This is a genomic window from Proteiniborus sp. (genome assembly GCF_040308045.1).
Lineage (GTDB): Bacteria > Bacillota > Clostridia > Tissierellales > Proteiniboraceae > Proteiniborus.
Genome location: NZ_JAWRHZ010000063.1, coordinates 1 through 2,567 on the forward strand (window position 1 = coordinate 1; position 2,567 = coordinate 2,567).

At 37.6% G+C, this 2,567-nt stretch carries 2 protein-coding genes; both read left to right on the top strand.

Going from position 1 to position 2,567, the window contains the following annotated elements:
• Window positions 1-834 (top strand): glutamate formimidoyltransferase (gene ftcD / locus ABV008_RS14185; protein WP_352420493.1); only part of this gene is annotated, 834 nt, incomplete at its 5' end.
• Window positions 835-896: 62 nt separating this feature from the next.
• Window positions 897-2,567 carry a formate--tetrahydrofolate ligase gene (locus tag ABV008_RS14190; protein ID WP_352420494.1) on the top strand — a complete coding sequence of 557 codons (1,671 nt, stop codon included), beginning with the start codon at window positions 897-899 and terminating at the stop codon, window positions 2,565-2,567.

Sequence of the window (2,567 nt, forward strand, 5' to 3'; positions counted from 1 at the left end):
CTTGTAAGCTACGAGCCAGAGCATGACTTTAACAGAACAGTAGTTACAATAATAGGAGAGCCAGCACCACTTAAGAAAGCACTTCTTAACATGGCTGCAAAATCCATAGAGCTAATCAACATGGAAGAACAAAAAGGTACACATCCAAGAATAGGTGCACAAGACACAATACCTCTATTCCCATTTAAAAACATAACAGTAGAAGAATGCGTAAAGCTAGCAAAAGAAATAGGTCAAGAATTACATGAAAAAACAGGAGTACCAATATTCTTTGCAGCAGAAAACGCAAGAACAGAAGAAAGAAGAGCATTAGCATTCATAAGAAAAGGACAATATGAAGGACTAAAAGCCCTATTATTAGAAGCAAAAGATGATGCATCAAGAAAAGCAGAATACGAATCAAGAAAACCAGATCTAAGCAAAGATGGCTTACTGAGCTCTACAGCAGGAGCAACAATAGTAAGTGCAGAAGCAGAAGGGCTAACAGCATATAACGTATTCTTAGCAACAGAAAACCTAGAAATAGCAAAGAAAATAGCAAAGGCAGTAAGAGGACCAAGTGGTGGATTCTCAACAACAAGAGCAGTAGGAATCAAATTCCCAGAAAGAGAAGGAGTAGTAGTATCAGTAAACATGTTTGACTGTGTAAACACTCCAATATATAGAGTATTTGAATTAGTAAAACAAGAAGCAGCAAGATACGGAATACCAGTAACAGGCTCAGAACTAGTAGGACCAGTTAAAATGGAATATCTAATAAACTCACTAGAATATTACTTAGGATTAGAAGGATTTAGAAGAAGTCAAATATTAGAAACACACTTAATGGATTAAGCTAAGAATTATTTAGCCATAGGGTAGAAATATAAAATTAAACCTGAGGAGGAGAAAGCAAAGTGAAAACAGACGTACAAATAGCGCAAGAAGCTAAAATGAAGCCAATATCAGAAGTAGCAGAACAAATAGGAATACTAGATGATGAGTTAGAGTTATACGGAAAATACAAAGCAAAAGTATCACTAGACGTATTCGACAGATTAAAAGACAAGCCAGACGGAAAATTAATACTAGTAACAGCAATAAATCCAACACCAGCAGGAGAAGGAAAGACAACAACAAACATAGGTCTAAGTATGGGACTAAACAAGCTAGGTAAAAAGACAATAACAGCCCTAAGAGAACCATCACTAGGACCATCATTTGGAGTAAAAGGTGGAGCAGCAGGTGGAGGATACGCACAAGTAGTACCAATGGAAGACATAAATCTTCACTTTACAGGAGACTTCCATGCAATCACATCAGCACACAGCTTACTAGCAGCATTACTAGACAACCATATACATCAAGGAAACGCACTAAACATAGACACAAGAAGAATAGCATGGAAAAGAGTAGTAGACATGAATGACCGTGCATTAAGAAATATAGTAGTAGGACTAGGCTCAAAAGCAGACGGAGTACCAAGACAAGATGGATTTGACATAACAGTAGCATCAGAAATAATGGCAATACTATGCTTAGCAAACAACCTAGAAGACCTAAAAGAAAGACTAGGCAACATGGTAGTAGCATACAACATGGAAGGAAATCCAGTAAGAACAAAAGACTTAGAAGCAACAGGAGCACTAGCCCTAATACTAAAAGATGCAATAAAACCAAACCTAGTACAAACACTAGAAAACACACCAGCACTAATCCACGGAGGACCATTTGCAAACATAGCACACGGATGTAACAGTATACTAGCAACAAAGATGGCACTAAAACTAGGAGATTACGCAGTAACAGAAGCAGGATTCGGAGCAGACCTAGGAGCAGAAAAATTCTTTGATATAAAATGTAGATTTGCAGGCTTAAAACCAGATGCAGCAGTAATAGTAGCAACAGTAAGAGCCTTAAAAATGCATGGAGGAGTAGCAAAAGCAGACCTAGGCACAGAAAACCTAGAAGCCCTAGAAAAAGGACTAGAAAACCTAGAAAAGCACATAGAAAACGTAGCAAAATTCGGAGTACCATCAATAGTAGCAATAAACAAATTTCCAACAGACACAGAAGCAGAAGTAAACCTAGTATTCGAAAAAGTAAAAGCATCAGGAGCAGAAGTAGCAATATCAGACGTATGGGCAGCAGGAGGAGAAGGCGGAATAGAGCTAGCAAAGAAAGTAATAGAAGTAGTAGAAACCAAAGAATCAAACTTCAAACCACTATACGAAGTAGAACAATCAATAAAAGAAAAGATAACAAAGATAGCAAAAGAAGTATACGGAGCAGACGGAGTAACATTCACAAAAGGCGCAGAAAAAATGATTAAGACACTAGAAGGACTAGGGCTAGACAAAATGCCAATATGTATGGCAAAAACACAATACTCCCTATCAGATGATGCAACACTACTAGGAAGACCAACAGGATTTACAATAACAGTAAGAGAATTAAGATTATCAGCAGGAGCAGGATTTATAGTAGCCCTTACAGGAGAAGTAATGACAATGCCAGGATTACCAAAAGTACCAGCAGCAAACAAGATGGATATACTTCCAGATGGCACTATAGTTGGTTTGTTCTAA